Origin of the sequence: Pseudomonas sp. TWI923 (assembly GCF_039673365.1) — a bacterium.
Taxonomy (GTDB): Bacteria; Pseudomonadota; Gammaproteobacteria; order Pseudomonadales; family Pseudomonadaceae; genus Aquipseudomonas; species Aquipseudomonas sichuanensis.
In genome coordinates this window covers 22507-41739 of record NZ_JBDJLM010000032.1, presented here as the reverse complement: position 1 = coordinate 41739, position 19233 = coordinate 22507, and the positions used below count along the sequence as shown (strand labels likewise).

The 19233-nt window shown below is 67.4% G+C and carries 17 protein-coding genes; 10 read left to right on the top strand and 7 right to left on the bottom strand.

Translation table 11 applies throughout. The features are described 5' to 3' along the window. Positions 1-18: 18 nt before the first annotated feature. Together ABE459_RS14360 and ABE459_RS14355 are read left to right on the top strand one after the other, a co-directional pair. Positions 19-1425: an adenosylmethionine--8-amino-7-oxononanoate transaminase gene (locus tag ABE459_RS14360; protein ID WP_125465828.1), complete on the top strand. Its 1407-nt coding sequence runs from the start codon at positions 19-21 to the stop codon at positions 1423-1425. Between the two features lie 126 nt (positions 1426-1551). After that, positions 1552-2271 (top strand): 16S rRNA (uracil(1498)-N(3))-methyltransferase, encoded by a 720-nt coding sequence (locus tag ABE459_RS14355; protein WP_125465829.1) that lies wholly within the window; start codon positions 1552-1554, stop codon positions 2269-2271. Here the strand turns inward: ABE459_RS14355 and ABE459_RS14350 are convergent. The 7 genes from ABE459_RS14350 to pilG form a co-directional block, all read right to left on the bottom strand. Continuing rightward, positions 2268-2885, bottom strand: coding sequence for a hemolysin III family protein (locus tag ABE459_RS14350; protein ID WP_125465830.1), 618 nt, complete (start codon positions 2883-2885; stop codon positions 2268-2270). The two genes, ABE459_RS14355 and ABE459_RS14350, sit on opposite strands and share 4 nt — an antisense overlap. Positions 2886-3013: 128 nt before the next feature. Next, positions 3014-3487 carry a chemotaxis protein CheW gene (locus tag ABE459_RS14345; protein WP_346648047.1) on the bottom strand — a complete coding sequence of 158 codons (474 nt, stop codon included), beginning with the start codon at positions 3485-3487 and terminating at the stop codon, positions 3014-3016. Then, positions 3480-8762 (bottom strand): Hpt domain-containing protein, encoded by a 5283-nt coding sequence (locus ABE459_RS14340; RefSeq protein WP_323830740.1) that lies wholly within the window; start codon positions 8760-8762, stop codon positions 3480-3482. The genes ABE459_RS14345 and ABE459_RS14340 overlap by 8 nt, the downstream gene beginning before the upstream one ends. Before the next feature lie 11 nt (positions 8763-8773). After that, positions 8774-10834 (bottom strand): methyl-accepting chemotaxis protein, encoded by a 2061-nt coding sequence (locus ABE459_RS14335; protein WP_125465833.1) that lies wholly within the window; start codon positions 10832-10834, stop codon positions 8774-8776. A gap of 12 nt (positions 10835-10846) precedes the next feature. After that, complete coding sequence (locus ABE459_RS14330) at positions 10847-11401, bottom strand: chemotaxis protein CheW (protein ID WP_125465834.1); 555 nt, start codon at positions 11399-11401, stop codon at positions 10847-10849. Next, entirely contained in the window at positions 11398-11763 is a 366-nt protein-coding gene (gene pilH, locus ABE459_RS14325; protein ID WP_110994150.1) for a twitching motility response regulator PilH, read from the bottom strand. The genes ABE459_RS14330 and pilH overlap by 4 nt, the downstream gene beginning before the upstream one ends. 48 nt (positions 11764-11811) lie before the next feature. After that, a complete protein-coding gene (gene pilG, locus ABE459_RS14320; protein ID WP_110994149.1) occupies positions 11812-12213 on the bottom strand; it encodes a twitching motility response regulator PilG in 402 nt (133 codons plus the stop codon). Positions 12214-12456: 243 nt separating this feature from the next. Here pilG and gshB point away from each other — a divergent pair, with 243 nt between their 5' ends. From gshB to hslV, 8 genes are all read left to right on the top strand, one after another. After that, positions 12457-13410, top strand: coding sequence for a glutathione synthase (gene gshB, locus ABE459_RS14315; RefSeq protein WP_125465835.1), 954 nt, complete (start codon positions 12457-12459; stop codon positions 13408-13410). 147 nt (positions 13411-13557) lie between these two features. Then, a complete protein-coding gene (locus ABE459_RS14310; protein ID WP_323830741.1) occupies positions 13558-14457 on the top strand; it encodes an energy transducer TonB in 900 nt (299 codons plus the stop codon). 175 nt (positions 14458-14632) lie between these two features. After that, on the top strand, positions 14633-15202 hold the full coding sequence (locus ABE459_RS14305) for a YqgE/AlgH family protein (protein ID WP_125465837.1): 570 nt from the start codon (positions 14633-14635) through the stop codon (positions 15200-15202). Further along, complete coding sequence (ruvX, locus tag ABE459_RS14300) at positions 15202-15627, top strand: Holliday junction resolvase RuvX (RefSeq protein WP_110994144.1); 426 nt, start codon at positions 15202-15204, stop codon at positions 15625-15627. Before ABE459_RS14305 ends, ruvX begins: the two co-directional genes overlap by 1 nt. 51 nt (positions 15628-15678) lie before the next feature. After that, on the top strand, positions 15679-16197 hold the full coding sequence (gene pyrR, locus ABE459_RS14295) for a bifunctional pyr operon transcriptional regulator/uracil phosphoribosyltransferase PyrR (RefSeq protein WP_323830742.1): 519 nt from the start codon (positions 15679-15681) through the stop codon (positions 16195-16197). A gap of 12 nt (positions 16198-16209) precedes the next feature. Next, positions 16210-17214, top strand: a complete 1005-nt coding sequence (locus tag ABE459_RS14290) for an aspartate carbamoyltransferase catalytic subunit (RefSeq protein WP_110994142.1) — start codon at positions 16210-16212, stop codon at positions 17212-17214. Continuing rightward, entirely contained in the window at positions 17211-18482 is a 1272-nt protein-coding gene (locus tag ABE459_RS14285; RefSeq protein WP_323830743.1) for a dihydroorotase, read from the top strand. The genes ABE459_RS14290 and ABE459_RS14285 overlap by 4 nt, the downstream gene beginning before the upstream one ends. A 201-nt stretch (positions 18483-18683) precedes the next feature. Then, entirely contained in the window at positions 18684-19214 is a 531-nt protein-coding gene (gene hslV / locus ABE459_RS14280; protein ID WP_011536056.1) for an ATP-dependent protease subunit HslV, read from the top strand. The last annotated feature ends 19 nt before the right edge of the window (positions 19215-19233 follow it).

Below are 19233 nucleotides of genomic sequence, written 5' to 3'. Positions count from 1 at the left end.
AAGCCAGGAGAAGTGCCCATGGGCCTCAACGATCAGTGGATGCAACGCGACCTCAAGGTCCTGTGGCACCCCTGCACCCAGATGAAAGACCACGAGCAGCTGCCGCTGATCCCGATCAAGCGCGGCGAAGGCGTATGGCTCGAGGACTTCGAGGGCAAGCGCTACCTGGACGCGGTCAGCTCCTGGTGGGTCAACGTGTTCGGCCACGCCAACCCACGCATCAACCAGCGCATCAAGGACCAGGTCGACCAGCTCGAACACGTGATCCTGGCCGGCTTCAGCCATCAGCCGGTGATCGAGCTGTCCGAGCGCCTGGTGGCCATGACCCCGGCTGGCCTGGACCGGGTGTTCTACGCCGACAACGGCTCGTCGTGCATCGAAGTGGCGCTGAAGATGAGCTTCCACTACTGGCAGAACACCGGCAAACCTGCGAAAAAGCGCTTCGTTACCCTGACCAACAGCTACCACGGCGAGACCATCGCCGCGATGTCGGTGGGTGACGTGCCGCTGTTCACCGAAACCTACAAGGCGCTGCTGCTGGACACCATCAAGGTGCCCAGCCCGGACTGCTACCTGCGCCCCGAGGGCATGGGCTGGGAAGAACACTCGCGCAACATGTTCGCCGCCATGGAGCAGACCCTGGCCGAGCACCACGCGACCATCGCCGCCGTGATCGTCGAGCCGCTGATCCAGGGCGCTGGCGGCATGCGCATGTACCACCCGGTCTACCTCAAGCTGCTGCGCGAAGCCTGCGACCGCTACGACGTGCACCTGATCCACGACGAGATCGCCGTGGGCTTTGGCCGCACCGGCACGATGTTCGCCTGCCAACAGGCCGGCATCCGCCCGGACTTCCTGTGCCTGTCCAAGGCGCTGACCGGCGGCTACCTGCCGCTGGCCGCCTGCCTGACCACCGACAAGGTCTACCAGGCCTTCTATGACGACTACCCGACCCTGCGCGCGTTCCTCCACTCGCACAGCTACACCGGCAACCCGCTGGCCTGTGCCGCCGCCCTGGCGACCCTGGACATCTTCGAGCAGGACAACGTGATCGAGGCCAACAAGGCCCTGTCGGCACGCATGGCCAGTGCCACCGCGCACCTGGCCGACCATGCCCACGTCGCCGAGATCCGCCAGACCGGCATGGCCCTGGCCATCGAGATGGTTCAGGACAAGGCCAGCAAGGCCGCCTACCCCTGGCAGGAGCGTCGCGGCCTGAAGGTGTTCGAGCATGCCCTGACCCGTGGCGCGCTGTTGCGCCCGCTGGGCAGCGTGGTGTATTTCCTGCCGCCTTACGTGATCACCCCGGAGCAGATCGACTTCCTCGCCGAAGTGGCCAGCGAAGGTATCGACATTGCCACCCGCGACAGCGTCAGTGTGGCGGTACCGGCCAACTTCCACCCCGACTTCCGCGATCCGGGCTAACCAGCAGCATCGCCGCATACCCTGTGGGAGCGGGTTTACCCGCGAATACGATGGTGGCCGCGCCGCCGAATTCGCGGGTAAACCCGCTCCCACAGGGTCTATGACAACCTTTTCCCGAGCTGAACCATGAGACTCTCCCGCTTCTTCATCGACGCCCCCCTGGCCCTCGGCGAGCACGACCTGCCCGAAGCCCAGGCCCACTACATCGGCCGCGTGCTGCGCATGGCTGCCGGCGACGCCGTGCAGTTGTTCGACGGCAGCGGCCAGGAATACCTTGGCCAACTGCTCGAGGTCGGCAAGAAAAGCGTGCGCGTCAGCCTCGACCAGGCCCTCCCCGGCCAGGCCGAATCGCCACTGCACATCCACCTCGGCCAGGGCCTGTCCCGGGGCGAGCGCATGGACTGGGCCATCCAGAAAGCCACCGAACTGGGCGCCAACGAAATCACCCCGATCGTCAGCGAACGCTGCGAAGTACGCCTGAAGGACGAGCGCGCCGACAAACGCCTGGCCCACTGGCGCCAGGTGGCCATCAGCGCCTGCGAGCAGTGCGGCCGCTCGACCCTGCCGGTGATCCACCCGCCGCTCACCCTGGCCGAATGGCTCAAGGCCTGCGAGGCCGACCTCAAGCTGGTGCTGCACCCGGTGGCCGAGCCGTTGACCAGCCACCCCAAGCCCGCACGCCTGGCCTTCCTGATCGGCCCCGAAGGCGGCCTGAGCGATGCCGAAGTCGAGCAGGCCAAGGCCGCCGGCTACCAAGCCGCCCGCCTCGGCCCGCGGGTGCTGCGCACCGAGACCGCGCCAGTGGTGGCGCTGTCGGTGGCGCAACAGCTGTGGGGCGACTTCTAACTCACGTAGAAGAACACCGCGACGAAGTGCATCAGGCTGCCGGCGATGACGAACAGGTGCCAGATGCCGTGCCAGTGCCGGAACCGGCTGTCGAAGGCGAAGAACAGGATGCCGACGGTGTAGAACACACCGCCGGCCGCCAGCCAGGTGAAGCCGGCGGTACCCAGGCTGTACAGCAACGGCTTGACCGCCACCAGCACGATCCAGCCCATCACCGCGTAGATGACGATCGACAGGATGCGCGCCTCCGAGCGCGGCTTGATCTCCTGCAGCATGCCGATCAGCGCCAACCCCCAGACCACCCCGAACAGGCTCCAGCCCCAGGGCCCGCGCAGGCTGACCAGGCAGAACGGTGTGTAGCTGCCGGCGATCAGCAGGTAGATCGACAGATGGTCGAGCTTGCGCATGACCTGCTTCGCCCTGCCGCGGGTGCTGTGATAGAGGGTGGAGATGCTGTAGAGCAGCAGCAGCGTGAAGCCGTAGATGGAGAAGCTGACGATCTTCCAGGGATCGCCCTGCAGGCCCGCGACGACGATCAGCCACACCGCGCCGATGCAGGCCAATACCGCGCCGACCAGGTGGGTCCAGGCATTGAAACGTTCACCGTAATACATGCAAGCACAGACCTCCGAGGGCCAGCAGGGTTCCTGACGGCCTCATCGCGGGGCAAGCCAACTCCCACGGTTTGCTCTCGAGCGTGGGAGCGGGCTTGCCCCGCGATAGGGCCGGGACTGCCTACATCCTAACCAAGGCCAGGTTGCAGTTGCGCGTCACGCACCATCCGTTCCAGCGCCGCCAGATCCGGCACCCGTGCCACCTGCTCGCCCACCTGCACCGCCGCCAGCTCCAGCGCGGCCAGCGGCACATCCACGTAATTGAGCTGGCTGTCGAGCTTGCACGAACGCGGAATGCCCTGCAGCAGCAGCGCCAGGTAACGCAGCCCGGTATCGCCCAGGGCATTGAGCACGACGATCCGCGCCCGCTCACCGCACGGGGTGTGCCCACCGCAGGCGGCCTCGAAACCGACCAGCGGCAAGCGCTGCTGGCGCCAGTCGACCCAGCCCAGGTGCCAGCCGGGCTCGCCCGGCTCACAGGCGATGGCGCGGTGGCCGATCAATTCGGCCCCCGCCACGTTCGGCAGCACCAGGGCACGGTCGCCCAGGGGCAGCAACAGCCCGGTCAGGCTGCTGCGCTGCCCGGCGATATGGTCAAGCATGGTGCTGGCTCCAGTAGGCGATGCTCTGCAACAGGACCGACTCCTGGTACGGCTTGCCAAGGTACTCGTTGACGCCGATGGCCATGGCCCGCTCACGGTGCTTCTGCCCCGTGCGCGAGGTAATCATGATGATCGGCAGTTGCTTGAGGCGCTCGTCACGGCGGATGCGCGTAGCCACTTCGAAGCCGTCCATGCGCGGCATCTCGATATCCAGCAACAGCACATCCGGGCGGTGCTCTTCGAGCAGGGCCATGGCATCGACACCGTCCTTGGCGGTCAGCACGCTCATGCCGTGGCGCTCCAGCAGGCGGCTGGTGACCTTGCGCACGGTCACCGAGTCATCCACCACCATCACCAGCAACGCCCGGCGGGGTGCAGGCCCGGTCAGCGCGCGCTGGCCGTCGCCGGCACCCGGCAGGCGCGCCAGGCGCCGTTGCTGGCCGCGCAACTGGCCCAGCAGATCGAGAATCAGCACCACCCGGCCATCGCCGAGCAGCGTCGCACCCGACAGCCCCGGCACGGCCGCGAACTGCGGCCCGAGGCTCTTGACCACGATTTCGCGGCTGGGCGACAGGCTGTCGACCTGGATGGCGAACGACTGCTCCTGGGAATGGGTGAGCAGCACCGGCAGCGGCACACTCTGGCCCAGCAGCCCGGGCTGGCCACCGCCCTGCACCAGCTCGCCGAGATAGCGCAGGGCGTAGTCGTGGCCGGCGTAGGTGTAGCGCGGCGGGTCGAGGCGGTAGCAGGCCTCGAGCTCTGCGGCCGGCACCCGCACGATCCCTTCGATGGTATTGAGCGGGATGGCGTACTGCTCGTCGCCCAGGTGCACCATCAGCGCCCGGTTCACCGACACGGTGAACGGCAGGCGGATGAGAAAACGCGCGCCCTTGCCCGGGCTGGACTCGATGCTCATCGAACCGCCCAGCTGCTTGACCTCTTCATGGACCACGTCCATGCCCAGGCCGCGCCCGGAAATCTGGGTGATCTTTTCGGCCGTGGAGAACCCGGGGCGCAGGATGAATTGCAGGATCTCGTGGTCGCTCAAGCGCGCCTGGGGGTCGAGCAGGCCGCGCTTGATCGCCTTGTTGCGCACCGCTTCCAGCGGCACCCCGGCGCCGTCGTCGCTCATTTCGATGACGATGTCGGCGCCTTCATGCAGCAGGTTGAGGTGGATGGTGCCCTGCTCCGGCTTGCCGGCGGCCAGGCGTGCCTCGCGGCCTTCCAGGCCGTGGTCGACGGCGTTGCGCAGCATGTGCTCCAGCGGCGCCACCATGCGCTCCAGCACACTGCGGTCGAGCTCGCCCTCGGCGTTGCCGACCACCAGCTCGACCTGCTTGCCCAGCTCGCTGGCCACCTGCCGCACCACCCGCTGCAAGCGCGGTACCAGGCGTTCGAACGGCACCATCAGGGTGGCGGTCAGGCCTTCCTGCAACTGGCTGTTGACCCGCGCCTGCTGCTGCAGAAGGCTGTGGGTTTCCTGCGAGCGCTGCAGCAGGGTCTCTTTCAGGTCGAGCAGGTCCGACGCCGATTCGAACAGGGCCCGCGACAGCTGCTGCAGCTGCGAGTGGCGGTCCATTTCCAGCGGGTCGAAATCGTCGTAGGCGTCGCCCTCGAACTGCTGGCGACTGGAGATCCGCCCCTGGGTTTCGATGTCCAGGCGCAGCAGCTGGTCGCGCATGCGCTCCAGCGTGGTCTCCATTTCGTTGAGGGCGAACTGCGCATCGTTGACCTGCTGTTCGATGCGCCCGCGGATCACCGTGTGCTCGCCGGCCAGGTTGCCCAGGTCGTCGAGCAGCTCGGCATCGACCTTGATCATGTCCCCGGCCCGCTCCGGCGCGGCGGCCGGCAGCTCGGCGGGCGTGGCCTCGACCTGCGGCGCTGCGGCGGCACTGTCGGTCAGCGCGGCGCTGGAGAAGTTGCGGATGTAGTCGATCAGCGCCGTGGCGGCATGCAGCGGCTGGCCCAGGCGCACGGCATCGAGCATGTGGGCCAGGCGGTCGTGGCAGTTCTGCAGCAGGCTGAACAAGGCCGGCGTCGGCGGCAGCCTGCCTGCGGCCAGCAACTCGTAAAGGAATTCCAGTTCGTGGGCCAGGTCGCCAATGGCGGCGATCTCGACCATCCGCGCGCCGCCCTTGAGGGTGTGCAGGTCACGCAGCAGGTTCTCCACCTCGACCGTGCTACGCGGGTCGGCCTGCCAGCGATCCAGGGCATCGGCGGCGCTCTCGACGATGTCGGAGCTCTCTTCGAGGAAGACTTCCAGCAGCTCCTTGTCGCCTGCGGCCTGGGCCTGCTCTTCGGGCGTGCCGGGCAGCTCGGCCGGGCTGGGCGGCGGCGCGGTCTGGCGAAACTCGCGCAGCTCGCCCAGCAGCGTCACTGCCGAGACCGGAGCCTCGCCCTGGCGCAGGCTGTGCAGCATCTCGGCCAGCGCCGCATGGCTGCGCCGCAGCAAGTCGAAAAGCGCTGCGCTGGCCCCCAGGCGACGGTCCACCAGCCCTTCGTAAAGCAGCGCCAACTCCTGGGCGAGCACTTCCACCGCGCCGATCGCGGCCATCTGCGCCCCGCCCTTGAGGGTCAGTGCATCATGCTGCAGCGAAGACAGCACCGTGACGTTGCCCGGCTCGCCTTGCCACTGCTGCAGGGCCTGGTTGGCGCTGTCGAGGATGTCCCCGGCCTCCTCCAGGAACAGCTCGACCAAGGCTGGCGCCGGCAGCGGCGTCACCCCCTCGGCGCCGACCACGCCCATCACCGACGGGTCGAGCGCATCGTCGAGCAACCCGCGCAAGGCCGCCAGGCACTCGGGGCGCGCATTCAGGTCCTGCCCGGCGGCGATCTCGTCGAGCATATCGAGCAGCACTTCATGAGCCTGGCCGGCGACTTCGAAGAACCTCGGCGTGGCCGCCAGGCTGCCCTCTTCCACCGCGCCATACAGGTCGAGCAAGCCTTCGCAGATTTCATCCACCTGCCACAGCTCGGCCTGGTGAGCCGCATGGCTGAGGCTGGTCATGGCATCCAGCAAAGGGTCCAGCGCCTGGCGCAGCGCCGGCTGTTGCTGCCAGTGCGCCAGTTGCGCCTCGGCGTCGAGCAAGGTGTCCATGCCTGCGGCCAGGAAAGCGGCGATCAACTGTGGGTCGCGACGGCTGCGCCGCACCTGGTGGGGGTCGCTGTGCAACTGCGCCAGGCGTGCATCGACGGTTTGACCGACCTGTTCGATCAGCGCGGCGGCACCGGTGATCGGCGCCAGCGGCGTGCTGCCCAGTTGTGCCAGGCCCAGGTGGAACAGGGCCCGGGCCGCTTCCAGCAGTTCGATTTCCACCAGCAGCAGGGGCAGTTCGTGGCCCTTGTACTCACGCACCAGGCGGTCGAGCGCGGTGGCAAGCTCGGCCACCGGCATCACCCCGGCCATGGCCGCGCTGCCCTTGAGCGTGTGCAGTGCGCGCTGCAGGCCGTCGCTGACCGGCGTGCCTTCGGCGTTGGCCGTGTGCAGGAAGGCATCGAGGCCGGCCAGATGGCCCTGGGCTTCGTTGCGGAAGATCTCCAGCAGCTGCGGGTCGAGCCCGTCGATGCTGGCGCCGGGCGCCGCGTCGTTGAGCGCCAGCGCATGCAGGTGGGCGGCCAGTTGTTCGATCTCGGCGCTGGCCGGCAACTGGCTGGCGGCGAAATCGGCCAGCAAGTCGGGCAGGCGCACGAACACCTGCTGCAGCGCGACCAGCCCCTCGGCGCTGAGCGCGATACGCCCCTCCAGCACCCGGTTGAGCAGGTGCTCGGCGCCCCATGCCAGCTCCGCCACGGCCTCGGCATGGACCATGCGCCCACTGCCCTTGAGGGTATGCAAGGCACGGCGCACTTCGATCAATGCATCGCGCAGGTTGTTGTCGGCGCGCCAGCGTAGCCAGTGACGTTCGATTTCCGGCAACAGCTCGCCGGCTTCTTCGAGGAATACGTCGCGCAGCTCGTCATCGATGCCATCCACGGCCCGGCCGCTGCTGGCCGACGGCTCCAGCGCCTGGCACTGCACACCCAGTGCAGCCAGGCTGGCGCGGGCCATCTCGATGAAGGGTTGCGCATCGGCCAACGGGTCGGCCACGCGCCATTGCAGGTATGCCTCGGCGGCGCACAGCGCGTCGGCCAGGTGCGCCAGCTCGTCGGGCAGTGGCTCGTCCTCCAGGTGCACCAGCCAGCCCTGCACATAACCGGCGGCGCCGGCGAACACCTCGGCGGCGGCCGGCAGCATCAGCATCGCCAGGGCGCCGCGCACCTGCTGCAACAGCCCCGGCAGGGCTTGCAGGCGTTGGCGCGACCAGTCCGACTCAAGGCAGTCGCCAATCAGGTCCTTGGCCTGCTGCAAGACGTTGAGCGACTCGTGGAGTACCAACTGGCGGATCTCGGCCAGGTCCGAGCCGGGCAGGCTGCCGGGCTGGCTTTCTTCCAGCGGGCCGACCATGCCGTTGAGCGTCGCTTCCACATACAGCAGCGCCCCGGCCACATCCATCAGCACCGCTTCATTCACGCTGTCGTCCTGCTCCACCAGGGCCTGCAACGCCAGCACCTGGTCGATGATCACCCGCCGTGGCTGCTGGAAGCCCAGCACCGCCAGGGTATCGGCGACGTGGCGCAGCGGTGCGAGCAAGGCTTGCAGCGGCGCCCGTGGCGGCCGCTCGTCACTGACCAGGGGGTCGAGCTGGTCCTTGATGCGCATCAGGTCGTCGCACAGGGCCGAGACCACCGAACGCAGGGCATCGCGCCCGGCGCCGGCCTGCATGTGCTCGCGCCAGTTGCCCAGCGACAGGTCGAGGTTGGCCAGGTCTTCGGCACCGGCCAGGCGCGTGCCGAGCTCACCCAGCAGGCTGCCCTGGGCCAGTGCCTCGGCGCCTCGGCAGGCCCGCAGCTGGTTGAGCAGCGGCATCACCACCAGCGGCAGGTCGTGGCGCGCCCCGCGCAGCCGGTCGAGGTACGGCGGCAGTTGCTCCAGGCCCCGGAACAGTGCGCCCAGGCATTCGCCGCGGGGGCTGACCTGGCCCTCGGCCATGGCCCGCCCAAGCAGCTCCAGCTCTTCGGCCAGGCGCGTGGCGCCGGGCAATTCGAGCATGCGCAGGCAACCGTGCACCTGGTGCAGGTTGTCGACGAAGAAGATCAGGTTCGACAGGTCGTCCGGCGCCCCGGTGAAATGTTCCAGGGCCTGGCGCGCCTGGCCCAGGCAATCGAGGATGGGCGCCTTGGTCCAGGCCAGGGCGACCGTGTCGTGCCGTTCGCTGCTCGCCACCACCGACGTCATGGACTGCTCCATCAGCGGCGCTCGGCCGCGGCCGGCAGGGTGAAGCCCGACACCGAGCGGCGCATTTCACTGGCCATGCGTGCCAGGTGGCGGATGCTGTCAGCGGTGGCGCCGGAACCGGCGGAGGTCTGCGCGGTGATCTGCTGGATCACCGCCATGGTGTGGGAGATCTGCCCGGCGGACGAGGTTTGCAGCTGGGCGGCGTCGGAGATGCTGTGGATAAGTTCGGCCAGGGTCTGCGATACCCCTTCGATCTCGGCCAGCGCCACCCCGGCGTCCTGCGCCAGGCGTGCGCCGCGCACCACTTCGGCGGTGGTCTGCTCCATGGAAATCACCGCCTCGTTGGTGTCGGCCTGGATGGTGCGCACCAGCGCCTCGATCTGCCGGGTGGCCGACGACGAACGTTCGGCCAGGCGTTGCACTTCGTCGGCGACCACGGCAAAGCCGCGCCCGGCCTCGCCGGCCAGCGAGGCCTGGATCGCCGCGTTGAGGGCGAGGATGTTGGTCTGGTCGGCAATGTCGTCGATCAGGCTGACGATGTCGCCGATTTCCTGGGACGACTCACCCAGGCGCTTGATCCGCTTGGCGGTGTCCTGGATCTGCTCACGGATGTTGTCCATGCCGTTGATGGTGTTGTGCACCACCTCGTTGCCCTTGTTGGCGATGGCGACCGAACGCTCGGCCACCTTGGCCGACTCGTAGGCGTGGGCCGATACCCGGTCGATCGACTCGACCATGTCGCCCACCGCCTCGGAGGCCTCGCTGATCTGCGCGGCCTGGTGCTCGGAGGCCTTGGCCAACTGGCGCGCGGTGTTCTGGGTGTCCTGCACGGCGGCGGCGACCTGCTCGGCGCTGTGGTTGATGGTGGCGACCAGGTCGCGCAGCTGGTCGACCGAGTAGTTGATCGAGTCGGCGATGGCGCCGGTGAAGTCTTCGGTGACCGCCACCGTGACGGTGAGGTCGCCGTCGGCCAGCTCTTCGATTTCGTCGAGCAGGCGCATGATCGCCTGCTGGTTGCGTTCGTTCTTCTCGGCGGTTTCGCGCAGCTGGCGGTGGGTGGCGCGCACCATCACCAGGCCGATGAGGATGATCGAGGCCAGCGCCAGCAGGCCCAGCACGTAGCCGCCGACGGTGTCGAGGGTGCGCCCGCTGGCCAGGTTTTCGAAGCCGTTGGCCAGGTGCGAGGCCTCGTCGAGCAGGGTTTGCGAGAGGCTGAAGATGTTGCCGGCGGCTTCGCGCACACGGAACAGCTCGGGCGATGTTTCGAGAATTTCGTCCACCGAGCCGGCAACGAACTGGAACAGCTCGGCAATTTCAGCCAGGCGCGCGCGGGCATCGGCGTCTTCGACCCGGGTCACCTGGATCGCCGGGTTGCCGGCGAGCATGCCTTCGAGCACCTGGCCGAAACGGCTGGCGTCGCGGCCGAAGGTGTCGGCGGCCTGCACCGAGCTGTCGTCGCCGGCCAGCACGGTGTTGACCGAGCCGAGAATGCGCTCGGCCAGCAACAGCTGGCGCTGGGCCACCGCCACCTGGCTGGCCGGGGCACCGCTTTGCAGCAGGATCTCCACCACCTTTTCGTACTCGACCTGCAACTGCGGCACGGTCTCGGCCAGGGTGGCCGCCACCTGGTGCAGCGACAGCACGGTCTGTTCGCTGGCCAGGATGGTGTCGGTGTTCTTGCGCAGGTTTTCCCAGTCCTGGCGCACCGCGTCCATTTCGTCGCGCACGGTGGCCGGGGCGGCGGGCAGGCCGGTGGCCTTGTCGCCCTCGCGCAGGTAGCTCCAGCGCCGCTCGAAATCGTTGCGCGCATCACTGAGCAGGCGGAACGCCAGGGCCTTGCCGGCTGCCGCCTCGGTGGCGTTCTTGGCGATGCGCTGGGACAGCACGCGCAGTTCGCCGGCATGCCCGATGTACTGCTTGTCGTGGTTGGCCTGGGTGTTGAGGTAGGCGAAGTTGGCGAACAGCAGCACGATCGACAGGATCAGCACCACGAACAGCACGGTGATCTGCGCGCTGCTGCGCGGGCGCTGGGCCACGGCGGCGGGGGAAACGGAGGGGCCAGGCTTGTTCACGTCGAAAGTCCTCTACAACGCCACATCGAGAAAGCCCGGCGCCTGGGCCAGGGCGAACGGGCTGAAGATCGCCCAGTTGCGCTCACGGGGGAAATGCCCCTGCACGAAGGGTGCGGCGGCGCGAATCAAAGGCTGCGGCGGCGACAGTTCGAGGCTGCTCAGGGCGAAGTGCTGCAGGCCCACCACCTCGTCCACCAGCAGCCCGGCGAACAGCTCTTCGTGGTCCAGCACCAGCACCCGCCGCTGCTTGCCCGCCGCCGCAGGGCCTAAGCCGAAGAACGCGCTCAGGTCCATCACCGGCAACAGCCGCCCACGCAGGTTGGCCACCCCGCATACCCAGGGCTGTACCCCCGGCACCCGGCTGCTGCGCGGCTCACGCAGCACTTCGGCAATTTCACCCATGGGCGCGACGAACCATTGCCCGGCAATGCGAAAGCCGATGCCGCTCCACTGCTGCAGGCGGGTGTCCTGGAGCGGCTGGTCGGCCACCAGCAGGCGGCAACGCCGATCGATGTCCAGCAGCAGCTCGAAGGCGGTCAGTGCCGCGCCCTGAGGGCGAGTGGTCAAGCGCCGAGCACCTCGACCAGCTTGGCGATCAACGCGTCCTCTTCCACAGGCTTGGTCAGGAAGTCGCGGGCGCCCTGGCGCGTGGCCCAGATGCGGTCGGTTTCCTGGTCCTTGGTGGTGACCACGATCACCGGGATGGCGCTGGTTTCCGGGTCTTTGCTCAGCTGGCGGGTGGCCTGGAAACCGTTCATGCCGGGCATGACGATGTCCATCAGCACCGCATCGGGCTTCTCCTGGCGGGCCAGGGCCACGCCGTCGGCGCCGTTGCTGGCCTTGAGCACCTGGTGGCCGTGTTTTTCCAGCCACTCGGTCAAGCGGTACATCTCGGTCGGCGAATCGTCGACAATCAGAACTCGGGCCATGCTGTTTCCCCATGAGGAACGTGAGACGCCGCCTTCAACTGGGCGGCGTCAGGGTGCGATTGGGTCCTGCGCGGCGAAACCGGGCACATGGGCGCGGATTGCGTCGAGCAGTTCTTCCTTGCTGAAAGGTTTGGTCAGGAACTGGTCGGAGCCGACCACCCGGCCGCGGGCCTTGTCGAACAGGCCGTCGCGGGAAGAAAGCAGGATCACCGGGGTGTCCTTGTAGGCGCTGTTGTGCTTGATCAGTGCGCAGGTCTGGTAGCCGTCCAGGCGTGGCATGAGCACATCGACGAAGATGATCCGCGGCTTGTGGTCGATGATCTTGGCGAGGGCGTCGAAACCATCGCTGGCGGTGATCACCTCGCAGCCCGCCTCGCCGAGCAACATCTGGGCAGTGCGGCGGATCGTGCGCGAATCGTCGATCACCATCACCTTCAGGGGTTGTTCCATAAATTGCGCCACATTGAATGAGCGGTAAGCTGCACGCTTCAAACGACAAGAAAAAGCAGATCGCTGCGCAGCGCCTCTGTCTTGTAGCTTATAGCTTGCGGCCTGAAGCTGGATCGAGCCTTTTTAGCACACTCCGCAGGGCCATTCCATCTGCCCGCCCCCTTGACCGGGCGCGCGCCCGGCGCCACCCTGAGCCACTTTTTCGTGCCATCGCGGCCACTCGCCGCCAAGAGGAATTACCCCATGAGCGTTCGCCTCGGGATTGTCATGGACCCTATCGCGTCCATCTCCTATAAAAAGGACAGCTCGCTGGCCATGCTGCTGGCCGCCCAGGAGCGTGGCTGGAGCCTGTTCTACATGGAACAGCGCGACCTGTATCAGGGCGAAGGCAAAGCCCGCGCGCGGATGCGCCCGCTGAAGGTGTTTGCCGACCCGGCGCGCTGGTTCGAGCTGGGCGACGAGCAGGACAGCCTGCTCAGCGAGCTGGACGTGATCCTGATGCGCAAGGACCCGCCGTTCGACATGGAGTTCGTCTACAGCACCTACCTGCTGGAGCAGGCCGAGGCCGACGGCGTGCTGGTGGTCAACCGCCCGCAGAGCCTGCGCGACTGCAACGAGAAGCTGTTCGCCACGCTGTTCCCGCAGTGCACGCCGCCGACCCTGGTCAGCCGCCGTCCGGACATCATCCGTGAGTTCGCCGCCAAGCACGGCGACGTGATCCTCAAGCCGCTGGACGGCATGGGCGGCACCTCGATCTTCCGCCACCGGGTCGGCGACCCGAACCTGTCGGTGATCCTCGAAACCCTGACCGCCCTGGGCGCCCAGCAGATCATGGCCCAGGCCTACCTGCCGGCGATCAAGGACGGCGACAAGCGCATCCTGATGATCGACGGCGAGCCGGTGGACTACTGCCTGGCGCGCATCCCGGCCAGCGGCGAGACCCGCGGCAACCTGGCCGCCGGTGGCCGTGGCGAAGCCCGCCCGCTGAGCGACCGCGATCGCTGGATCGCCGCCCAGGTTGGCCCAACCCTGCGCGAGAAGGGCCTGCTGTTCGTCGGCCTGGACGTGATCGGCGAACATCTCACCGAGATCAACGTCACCAGCCCGACCTGCATCCGCGAGATCGACGCCGCGTTCAACACCAATATCGGCGGCAAGCTGATGGATGCCATTGATCGCAAGCTGCAAGCGCGCTGACCGAGGACAGGTGGCAACACCGCCCAGTGGGGTATGATGCGCAGCCGCAAGCTTCAAGCTGCAAGCCGCAAGTAAAAGCAGGCCTGCACTCAGCCGCCTCTGCTTGAAGCTTGCAGCTTGTGACTCGAAGCTGCCTTTGGATACCCGATGACGCTCCCCGCCGACATCCCCGCTGACCTGCTGCCACCCCGCGTTCGCCCGGTGGACCGGCTCGGCTTTACCCTGTTCCTGGCCGCGCTGGTGCACCTGGCGCTGATCCTGGGGGTTGGCTTCACGGTGATCAAACCCGCTGAAATCCGCCACACCATGGACATCACCCTGGCCACCTTCAAGAGCGAGAAGGCGCCCGAGAAGGCCGATTTCCAGGCCCAGGAAAACCAGCAGGGCAGCGGCACCCTGGACAAGAAAGCGGTACCCAAGACCACCGAGGTGGCGCCGTTCCAGGACAGCAAGATCAACAAGATCACCCCGCCGCCGGCCGCGAGAGTAGAGTCGCCGCCCGCGCCATCGAAGTCCGCGGTCGCCACCCAGGCACCGAAACCGCAGAAGGTCGAGCCCAAGCCGAAGGAAAGCAAACCGCAGCCCAAGGCCGAGGCGAAAGTGCCGGACTTCGACAGCTCGCAGTTGTCCAGCCAGATCGCCAGCCTTGAGGCCGAGCTGTCCAACGAACAGCAGCTGTACGCCAAACGCCCGCGCATCCATCGCCTGAATGCGGCCTCGACCATGCGCGACAAGGGCGCCTGGTACAAGGAAGAGTGGCGCAAGAAGGTCGAGCGCATCGGCAACCTCAACTACCCCGACGAGGCACGGCGCCAGCAGTTGTACGGCAGCCTGCGGCTGATGGTGTCGATCAACCGCGATGGCTCGCTGTATGAAGTGCTGGTGCTGGAATCGTCTGGCCAGCCAGTGCTGGACCAGGCGGCCCAGCGCATCGTGCGGCTGGCCGCGCCGTTCGCGCCGTTTACCGGGGACATGGCGGAGTTTGACCGGTTGGAGATCATCCGCACCTGGCGGTTTGCCCGCGGGGATCGACTTTCGAGCAATTGATCGGCCAGCAAATTGGCCCCCTGTGGGAGCGGGTTTACCCGCGAACACCGGCGAAGCCGGTGCCATGCACCGCGCTGCCTGCTTCGCGGGTAAACCCGCTCCCACAGGGCTGGGTGATCTCCCACAGGTACTGCGCACCTTGCCAGCCCCGCCACCTGGCGCCACACTAGCGCTCATGAAAACTTTCGCCCCCAGCTACCTCAAGCACCAGTTCCTGATCGCCATGCCGCACATGGCCGACCCGAACTTTGCCCACACCCTTACCTACATCGTCGAGCACAACGCCAACGGCGCCATGGGGCTGGTGGTAAACCGCCCGCAGGAGCTGAACCTGGGCGACATTCTCGAACAGTTGCGCCCCGACGAAACGCCCCCGGCCAGCACGCTGCAGGTGCCCATCTACCTGGGCGGCCCGGTGCAGACCGACCGTGGTTTCGTGCTGCACAGCGATGAGTGCAGCTTCCAGGCCACCGTGGCCCTGGAAGGCCTGTCGCTGACCACCTCCCAGGACGTACTGCTGGCCATCGCCGCCGGCGTGGGCCCGAAAAAGAGCCTGATCACCCTCGGCTATGCCGGCTGGGAAGCTGGCCAGCTGGAAGCGGAGCTGGCCGACAACGCCTGGCTCAACTGCCCGTTCGACCCCGCGATCCTGTTCGGCATGGACAACGAACAGCGCCTCGGCGCGGCCGCTGCCAGCCTCGGCATCAACCTGAGCCTGCTCACCAGCCAGGCGGGGCACGCCTGATGGCCGAACTGCGCCTGCTGCTGGGCTTCGACTACGGCAGCAAACAGATCGGCGTGGCCGTCGGCCAGGTGATCACCGGCCAGGCCCGCGAACTCTGCGTCCTCAAGGCACAGAACGGCGTGCCGGACTGGAACCAGGTCGAAAAACTGATCAAGGAATGGAAACCCGATGCCATCGTCGTCGGCCTGCCGCTGAACATGGACGGCACCCCCAGCGAGATGAGCGAGCGCGCCGAGAAATTCGCCCGGCGCCTCAACGGCCGTTTCAACCTGCCGGTGCACACCCACGACGAACGCCTGACCACCTTCGAAGCCAAGGGCGAGCAGATGGCCCGTGGCGGCCGTCACGGCAGCTACCGCGACAACCCGGTCGACGCCATCGCCGCCGCCCTGCTGCTGCAAGGCTGGCTGGAGGCCAACGTTTAATTCCGCTTTGCCGCCGGAGCTACCCGGCGCCCGCCTTCCGAGGAGCACGCAATGAGCCTACCCAATCCCGCCGACCTGATCCGGCAGATGGCCGTCGACCTTCGCGCCCACCTGGCCCGCCGCGCCATCGCCGAGCCACGCTTCATCGGCATCCGCACCGGCGGCGTATGGGTGGCCCAGGCGCTGCAGCAGGAATTGGCCGACGAGAGCCCACTGGGCACCCTGGATGTCTCGTTCTACCGCGACGACTTCAGCCAGAACGGCCTGCACCCGCAAGTGCGCCCTTCGGATCTGCCGTTCGAGATCGAAGGCCAGCACCTGGTGCTGGTGGATGACGTGCTGATGAGCGGCCGCACCATCCGCGCCGCCCTCAACGAACTGTTCGACTATGGCCGCCCGGCCAGCGTGACGCTGGTGTGCCTGCTGGACCTGGATGCCGGCGAACTGCCGATCCGCCCCAATGTGCTCGGTGCCACCCTGTCACTGGCCGCCCATGAACGGGTAAAATTGACCGGACCCGCACCGCTCGTCCTCGAGCGCCAGGACCTCGCTTCCGCTTCCGCCCTTTAAGAGTCCCCCGCGATGACGCCATTCGACGCCAAGCGCCCGCTGCAGCTCAATGACCAGGGCCAGCTGCGCCACTTCCTCTCGCTCGACGGTTTGCCCCGCGAACTGCTCACCGAGATCCTCGACACCGCCGACTCGTTCCTCGAAGTCGGCGCCCGGGCCGTGAAGAAAGTCCCGCTGCTGCGCGGCAAGACCGTGTGCAACGTGTTCTTCGAGAACTCCACCCGTACCCGCACCACCTTCGAACTGGCCGCCCAGCGCCTGTCGGCCGACGTGATCAGCCTGAACGTGTCGACCTCCTCGACCAGCAAGGGCGAGACCCTGTTCGACACCCTGCGCAACCTCGAAGCCATGGCTGCCGACATGTTCGTCGTGCGCCACTCCGACTCCGGCGCCGCCCACTTCATCGCCGAGCATGTGTGCCCGGACGTGGCGGTGATCAATGGCGGCGACGGCCGTCACGCCCACCCGACCCAGGGCATGCTCGACATGCTGACCATCCGTCGGCACAAGGGCAGCTTCGAGAACCTGTCGGTGGCCATCGTCGGCGACATCCTGCACTCGCGCGTAGCCCGCTCGGACATGCTCGCGCTCAAGGCGCTGGGCTGCCCGGACATCCGCGTGATCGGCCCGAAAACCCTGATCCCGATCGGCATCGAGCAGTACGGGGTGAAGGTCTACACCGACCTCGCCGAAGGCCTCAAGGACGTTGACGTGGTGATCATGCTGCGCCTGCAGCGTGAGCGCATGGCCGGCGGCCTGCTGCCCAGCGAGGGCGAGTTCTACCGCCTGTTCGGCCTGACCACCGCACGCCTGGCCGGCGCCAAGCCCGACGCCATCGTCATGCACCCCGGCCCGATCAATCGGGGCGTGGAGATCGAGTCGGCGGTGGCCGACGGCAAGCACTCGGTGATCCTCAACCAGGTCACCTACGGCATCGCCGTGCGCATGGCCGTGCTGTCCATGGCCATGAGCGGGCAGAACGCGCAACGTCAAATCGAGCAGGAGAACGCCCAGTGACCCTCAGCATTATCGGCGCTCGGGTAATCGACCCTGCCAGCGGCCTGGACACCATCACCGACCTGCACCTCGAAGGCGGTCGCATTGCCGCCATCGACGCAGCCCCGGCAGGCTTCAGCGCCAGCCGCACGATCCAGGCCGACGGCCTGGTCGCAGCGCCTGGCCTGGTCGACCTCGGCGTCTCGCTGCGCGAGCCGGGCTACAGCCGCAAGGGCACCATCGCCAGTGAAACCCGCGCAGCGGTCGCCGGCGGCGTCACCAGCCTGTGCTGCCCGCCGCAGACCAAGCCGGTGCTGGACACCTCGGCGGTGGCCGAACTGATCCTCGACCGCGCCCGCGAAGCGGCCAACAGCAAGGTGTACCCGATCGGCGCCCTGACCAAAGGCCTGGAAGGCGAGCAACTGGCCGAGCTGGTGGCCCTGCGCGACACCGGTTGCGTGGCCTTCGGCAACGGCCTGAAAGAGATCCCCAACAACCGCACCCTGGCCCGCGCCCTGGAATACGCGGCGACCTTCGACCTGACCGTGGTGTTCCACTCCCAGGACCGCGACCTGTCCCAGGGCGGCCTGGCCCACGAAGGGCCGATGGCCAGCTTCCTCGGCCTGCCCGGCATCCCCGAGAGCGCCGAGACCGTGGCCCTGGCCCGCAACCTGCTGCTGGTCGAGCAGAGCGGCGTGCGCGCGCACTTCAGCCAGATCACCAGTGCCCGTGGCGCACGGCTGATCGCCCAGGCCCAGCAACTGGGGCTGCCGGTCACCGCCGACGTGGCGCTGTACCAGTTGATCCTCACCGACGAAGCGCTGCGCGACTTCTCCAGCCTGTACCACGTGCAGCCGCCGCTACGCAGCGCCGCCGACCGTGACGGCCTGCGTGAGGCGGTGAAGTCGGGCGTGATCCAGGCGATCTCCAGCCACCACCAGCCCCACGAGCGCGATGCCAAGCTGGCGCCGTTCGGTGCCACCGAGCCGGGCATCAGCAGCGTCGAGCTGTTGCTGCCGCTGGCCATGACCCTGGTCGAGGACGGCCTGCTCGACCTGCCGACGCTGATGGCGCGGCTAAGCAGCGGCCCGGCGGCGGCCATGCGCCTGCCGGCGGGTGAGCTGAAAGTGGGCGGCGCGGCCGACCTGGTGCTGTTCGATCCGCAAGCCTCCACCGTTGCCGGTGAGCAGTGGTTCTCACGCGGCGCGAACTGCCCGTTCATCGGCCACTGCCTGCCGGGCGCGGTGCGTTATACCTTGGTCGATGGGCATATCTGCCACGAGGCCTGACAGACCGCACCGCCCATTTCGCGGGTAAACCCGCTCCCACAGGGTGTCGAGCCACTGTGGGAGCGGGTTTACCCGCGAATGCAGCAACAGCGATGAGCCTGTTCGACGCCGACCACTCATCCCTCAAGGTTGAAATCCTTCCCCCCACCCCCATATGTCTCTGCATCAGGCATTTTCGCCCCGCTGCGTGGAGACTCTCCCTTGACTACCATCGTTTCTGTCCGCCGTAACGGCAAAGTCGTCATGGGCGGCGACGGCCAGGTTTCCCTCGGCAACACCGTGATGAAAGGCAACGCCAAGAAAGTCCGTCGCCTGTACAACGGCCAGGTCATCGCGGGCTTCGCCGGTGCCACCGCCGACGCCTTCACCCTGTTCGAGCGCTTCGAAGCCCAGCTGCAGAAACACTCCGGCCACCTGGTGCGCGCTGCCGTCGAGCTGGCCAAGGAATGGCGTACCGACCGTTCCCTGAGCCGCCTCGAAGCGATGCTGGCGGTAGCCAACAAGGACGCCTCCTTGATCATCACCGGCAACGGCGACGTGGTCGAACCCGAAGACGGCCTGATCGCCATGGGCTCCGGCGGCGGTTACGCCCAGGCCGCAGCCCGCGCCCTGCTGAACAAGACCGACCTGTCGGCCCGGGAAATCACCGAGGCCGCCCTGAACATCGCCGGCGACATCTGCGTGTTCACCAACCACAACCTGACCATCGAGGAGCAGGACCTGGCCGAGTGATCAGTTGTTTTGGCGTCCC